The sequence below is a fragment of the Mesorhizobium sp. M7D.F.Ca.US.004.03.1.1 genome (assembly GCF_003998635.1).
In the GTDB taxonomy this organism is placed as follows: Bacteria; Pseudomonadota; Alphaproteobacteria; order Rhizobiales; family Rhizobiaceae; genus Mesorhizobium; species Mesorhizobium loti.
The window spans coordinates 1-5,653 of sequence record NZ_RZQG01000367.1 but is presented as its reverse complement, the minus strand read 5'-3'; the positions used below and the strand labels follow the sequence as shown (position 1 = coordinate 5,653).

The following is a 5,653-nucleotide window of genomic DNA, read 5'->3' as shown; positions in this document are numbered from 1 at the left end:
GCAGAGCGCGAAGGCGGATGTCTCGCCGCCCTTGACCATGCTGGCGGCGGTCAGCGCCACGTCATAGGACGACTTGATCGCGGCCCATGTGCCTTCGACGAAGGTGGCGCCGGCATCGAAGGAATAATAGCCGAGCAGCGCGTCGACGCGCTTTGGCGGTACGTCGCCGCGCAGGCCGCGCGTCGGCCAGGTGAAGGGCATCGCCGTGCCCGTGAGGCCAGCTTCCACCCACTGCGGCCAGACCGTTGGCAGGAAGTCGATGTAGTCAGATTTGTGGATGCGCTTGGCGGCGGCGAGATCATGCTCGAGCGGCAGGACGATCGGCCCTAACTTCTCGCTTTCGACCCGCGCCTTGATGAACTCGGCTCGCGAGGGCTTCTCGAAACCCGGCACGATCGCGCTCGTGACCAGTTCCATCTGGCCGGCATGGCCAGCATGAAGCGGCGAATAGACAGTCTTCATAGAATTCCTCTCGAAATGCGAAATCAGTCAAGGTTGAGATAGGGGGTCACCAGAGCGAGCCACATTCTTTCCACATCGTCCTCGATGAGGTCGTATGTCCTGCGGTCTCTTTTCAGCCCCACAAGCCGGCAGGCGTGCCCGACGTCCATCATCAGCACGCCGAGCCGGCTGGCGATCTTGTCTTCAAGCGCCGGGTTCACATGCTGCAGCCATGCGGCGTAGAGCGCGATGATCTGCTCGTCATATTCGTTCTGGATCGGCCTGAGGTCGGCGTTGCCTGAAATAGCCTCGATCACCGGCATCAAGCTGGCGTTTTCGAGGTAGAGCCGGGAGGTGTCGATGAAGAGCTTGCGCACTTCCTGCCGAAACTCTTCGCGGTTGGTGGGCGGGGGGACCCTGATGCGCTTCGCGATCACCTCGGGAAAGGATGACAACCAGCGCCGGGCGAGGTCCAGAAGAATGGCTTCCTTGTTGGGAAAGTACTGGTAGACCGAACCAACCGACAAGCCTGCGCGCTGCGCAATAGCTAGCGTCGTCGGCGTCCTGGTTCCTTGCTCCCGGGTCAAGATCAGCGCCGCGTCGAGAATCCTGTCGACCACCTTGCTCGACCGTTGTTGCCGCGGCTGCTTGCGCGGTTCGAGCGCTATCCTGGTTTTGCGGTCGAGACTGCGCTTCACTGCTTGATGTCCTCGTTCCCCGCCAGGTCTCAACACAGGTGCAGGGTGCTGTCCACAATACATTCCATATTCCGCATGTTGACAAACGCGAATAATCAGTCGCATTCTTTATCCACGCTGCCTTCAGGGATGACAAGGGGAATTTCGAAGACAGCGCACTGGCTCCTTTTCGTCCCATGGCGCTGCTCCGGTGGAGTGGCAGGTCGTTGGACAAGAGGGTTGTCAGTGTCAGTCAGTCGTCAAAAGCGCGGAGTCGCGATGTCTGTCACGGGTGCGGGTCATAATGCGGATCTGATCGTCATCAACGGTCGTGTTCAGACCATGGACGATGACAATCCCGCTGCCGAGGCCGTTGCCGTCAAGGACGGCGCCATCATCGCCATTGGCAGCCGCGCCTCCATCGAAGAGCTCAAGGGACCGGCCACCAAGGTGATCGACGCCAAGGGCGGTTCTGTCGTGCCGGGCTTCATCGAAGCCCACATGCACCTGTTTTCGGGTGGGGCTGAACTTGCCCACCTTCAGCTCACGGGTATTCACGGCTTTGAGGCGCTGCAAAAGGCGATCCGCGATTATGCGCCGACGCGGCCCGATGCGAAGATGCTGGTCGGGCAGGGCGTCGACTACACCGTGCTCGGCAGCGAGCGGGTGACGCGCCACCATCTCGATGCCATTTTGCCCGATCGCCCGTTCTGCATGGCCGCGCCCGACCATCACACCATGTGGGCCAACACCAAGGCGCTGGAAATGGCGAGCATCCTGCAGGGGCGCACGCTTGGTCCGGGCAATGAGATCGTCATGGGTGATGATGGTCTGGCCGCAGGCGAATTGCGCGAAGGCGAGGCCTTTGGCCCTGTGCTCGACCTTGCCGGCGAAAGCCGGGTGCGGCTGGGGCTGTCGACAGGCGGCGAGCCGGACCCGATGCCGACAGCGGCGGAGCGGGACGCCGACCGCGACATCATGCGGCGCGGGCTCGCCTGGTGCGCTCGCCACGGCATCACTTCGATCCAGAACATGGACGGCAACCTGTATCAGCTCGAGCTGCTGGCCGAGATCGAGGCCGAGGAAGGCTTGCCTTGCCGCGTCCAGATACCGTTCCACTACAAGAATTTCATGACGCTCGACATGCTCGACAAGGCATCAACGATGACCGAACGCTACAACAGCGAATGGCTGTCGTCGGGCATGGTCAAGGTGTTTTACGATGGCGTGCTCGATTCCTGGACGGCTGTCATGGTCGAGCCCTATGCCGACCGGCCCGACTGGGTGGGCGAGCCTCTGTTCACGCCGCAACAATTCATCGATCTGGCCGTCGCGGTCGACAAGCGTGGGCTGCAGATCGCCGTGCATTCGATCGGCGACGGCGCCGTACGCGCGGTGCTCGACGGTTACGAGGCGGCGCAGAAGGCGAACGGCAAGCGCGACAGCCGTCACCGGGTAGAGCACATCGAGGTCACCACCATTTCGGACGTGCCGCGTTTCGCCGAACTCGGCGTCATCGCCTCCATGCAACCGCCGCATCCGCCCGGTGCCATGGATTTTCCGCTGGAGCCGACGGTGTCGCGCATCGGGCCGGCACGCTGGCCGCTGAGCTATGCGTGGCGGACCCTGAAGGATGCCGGCGCGCATGTCGTCTTCGCATCGGACTGGCCGGTGTCGCCGATCGATCCAATCCTGGGCATTCGGGCGGCAGTGTTGCGCAAACCGTGGGCAGACAGCGACCCGGACCAGAGCTTCTCGCTGCATGAAGCGCTCGCCGCATACACGGTCGAGGGCGCCTATGCCGAATTCACCGAGCACCGCAAGGGCACGCTAAAACCCGGCTACATGGCCGATCTTGTCGTTTTGTCGGCGGATATCGAGAAAACGCCCCCGGCCGATCTGCACAAGGTGCGGCCGGTGATGACGATCTGTGGCGGCAAGATCACCTACCAGGCCTGACAATGGCATGCGGCTTGCTAGCCGCAAATAACTGACTGAACTGTGATTCAATGCCGGGCTTGCCAACCTACCGGCCATGTGGTCACATCGAACAGGGGAAGAGCTCCGCCAGCAAGAGCGGGGTCAACAGTGAGGCGTAATCGTGCCGGACAAACCGGATCGGAATGCGATTGAAGTAGTAAACGTCAGCAAAATTTTCGGGTCAGGTGAGGGGCAAGTCGCTGCCCTCGACACGGTCTCGGTATCCATCCGCGAGAACGAGTTCTTCACGCTGCTTGGCCCATCCGGCTGCGGAAAGACGACGCTGCTGCGGCTGATTGCCGGCTTCGACTTTCCGACCGACGGCGAGATCCTGCTCTATGGCCAGGACATTGCACCGCTGCCGCCCTTCAAGCGGCCGGTCAACACTGTCTTCCAGTCCTATGCGCTGTTCCCGCACATGACGGTCGCCGACAATATCGGCTTCGGTCTGAAGATGCTGGGCAGGCCGAAGGTCGAGATCGAGGCGCGTGTCGACGCGATGCTGAAACTCGTCCACATGCAGGAATTGAAGAACCGGCGCACCAGCCAGATCTCCGGCGGCCAGCAGCAGCGCGTGGCGCTGGCCCGGGCGCTCGCGCCGCAGCCGAAAGTGCTGCTGCTCGACGAGCCGCTGTCGGCGCTCGACTACAAGCTGCGCAAGGAAATGCAGATCGAGCTGAAGCGGCTGCAGCATGAGACCGGCATCACCTTCATCTTCGTCACCCACGACCAAGAAGAAGCGCTGACCATGTCGGATCGCATCGCGGTGATGTCGTCGGGCAACATCCTGCAGGTCGGCACGCCATGGGATGTCTATGACCACCCGGCGGAGCGGTTCGTCGCCGACTTCATCGGCGAGACGAACTTCCTGACCGGCACGGTCGAAAAGGCAGGCAATGGCCAGGCGCAGGTCGCCTTGCGCTCGGGTGCGAAGATCTGTGCGACCGCCGCCGTGGACTTCCGCGCCGGCAGCAATGCAACGCTGATGGTCCGGCCTGAACATGCGAAGCTCGTCAAAGGTCGTGGCGATCTGAGCGGCACGATCGAGAACATCGTCTATTTCGGCACCGACACGCATATCCATGTCCGGCTGGACGAAGGCGATGTCTTCATGGTGCGCCAGCAGAATTCGCGCAGCGCCGGCTGCGGTTTCGAAAACGGCACCAGGGTCGGCATTTCCATCGGCGATGACGCCGCCCAGTTGCTGAAGGACTAGGGCGATGGGAACCGCGAAAGAGGTCGCCGAACAGGCCGAACGTGACGATATCCGGTTGCGCTGGCTGCTTTCGGCCCCAGCGCTGCTGATCGTCTTCCTAGCGGCCCTTGGGCCGCTGTTGATCGTGGTCGTCTATTCCTTCCTGACGCCAGGCAATTACGGCGATGTGAAATGGCAGTTCTCGACCGACGCCTGGGTGAGCGTGCTGTTCGAGCGCGATGTCTTTGACGACACGCTGTCCTTCGCCACTGCGTATCTGTCGATCTTCTGGCGCTCGGTGTCGCTGTCGCTGGCAACCACTGTGCTGACCCTGATCCTGGGCTTTCCCACCGCCTATTTCATCGCCACGCGGCCGGATCACCGGCGCGACATCTGGCTGTTCCTGATCACCATACCGTTCTGGACGAACCTTCTGATCCGCACCTTCGCCATGCAGGAAGTGCTGCGCAATGACGGCATCATCAATTCAGCGCTGCAGCTGCTTGGCATCACCGACCATCCCGTCCAGCTCATGTACACCAATTTCGCCGTCCTGGCCGGCATGGTCTACGTCTTCCTGCCGCTGATGGTGCTGCCGCTCTACGCCAGCATGGAGAAGATCGATTTCCGCCTTGTCGAGGCGGGCTATGATCTCTACGCGACGCGGTTCGAGGTGTTGAGGCGCATCATCATCCCGCTGGTCACGCCGGGCATCGTCGCCGGCTCGATCCTCGTCTTCATTCCTTCGCTTGGCGCCTATGTGACGCCGCGCGTGCTGGGTGGCGGCACCAACCTGATGATCGGCAATTTGATCGAGCTGCAGTTCGGCCAGGGCCGAAACTGGCCGCTTGGCGCGGCGCTGTCGATCACCTTGATGGTGATCGTCATGGTGGCGCTGCTGTTTTATGTCCGCAACACGACCAGGTCGGATGGCGCCCATGGCTAAGCGCTTCGACGTCCGGCGGCAGAACGGCTTCGTCAGCCTGGCGATACTGTGCTTCTTCCTGCTCTACCTGCCGATCGCCACGCTGGTGGTCTACGCCTTCAACGACAACGATTCCCTGGCGATCTGGAAGGGCTTTTCGCTGCGCTGGTTCCATGTGGCCTGGAACAACGGGCTGGTGATCGAATCGTCGATCCGCTCGTTCCAGATCGCGGCCGTCGCTGCGCTGCTGGCGACGATCTCGGCGACCATGGCGGCACTGGCGACGACCCGGACCAAACCCTATCGCGGACTGACCTTCAAATACGCCTTCATCAACCAGCCGCTCATGGTGCCGGAGATCGTGACCGCGGTGGCGTTGCTGATCGTGTTTTCGCGCATCAAGATCTGGACCGGCTATTCCGGCCTCGGCTACCT

The 5,653-nt window shown here is 62.0% G+C and carries 4 protein-coding genes and 2 pseudogenes; 4 read left to right on the top strand and 2 right to left on the bottom strand.

Annotated elements, in window-relative coordinates; genetic code table 11:
* Both EN935_RS20005 and EN935_RS20000 read right to left on the bottom strand, forming a co-directional pair.
* Nucleotides 1-462 (bottom strand): annotated as a pseudogene (locus EN935_RS20005) (histone deacetylase family protein); the annotation flags it as partial.
* Between the two features lie 23 nt (nt 463-485).
* The gene (locus EN935_RS20000; protein WP_245469013.1) at nt 486-1,244 is read right to left on the bottom strand and encodes a TetR/AcrR family transcriptional regulator; all 759 of its coding nucleotides are present in this window, start codon (nt 1,242-1,244) and stop codon (nt 486-488) included.
* A 153-nt stretch (nt 1,245-1,397) separates the two neighbouring features.
* Here EN935_RS20000 and EN935_RS19995 point away from each other — a divergent pair, with 153 nt between their 5' ends.
* The 4 genes and pseudogenes from EN935_RS19995 to EN935_RS19980 form a co-directional block, all read left to right on the top strand.
* Entirely contained in the window at nt 1,398-3,077 is a 1,680-nt protein-coding gene (locus EN935_RS19995) for an amidohydrolase (RefSeq protein WP_127265576.1), read from the top strand.
* 142 nt (nt 3,078-3,219) lie between these two features.
* Nucleotides 3,220-4,314 carry an ABC transporter ATP-binding protein gene (locus EN935_RS19990; RefSeq protein ID WP_127373555.1) on the top strand — a complete coding sequence of 365 codons (1,095 nt, stop codon included), beginning with the start codon at nt 3,220-3,222 and terminating at the stop codon, nt 4,312-4,314.
* Nucleotides 4,315-4,318: 4 nt separating this feature from the next.
* A complete protein-coding gene (locus tag EN935_RS19985) occupies nt 4,319-5,239 on the top strand; it encodes an ABC transporter permease (RefSeq protein WP_109671685.1) in 921 nt (306 codons plus the stop codon).
* Nucleotides 5,232-5,653 (top strand): annotated as a pseudogene (locus EN935_RS19980) (spermidine/putrescine ABC transporter permease PotC); the annotation flags it as partial. The gene EN935_RS19985 and the pseudogene EN935_RS19980, both read left to right, overlap by 8 nt.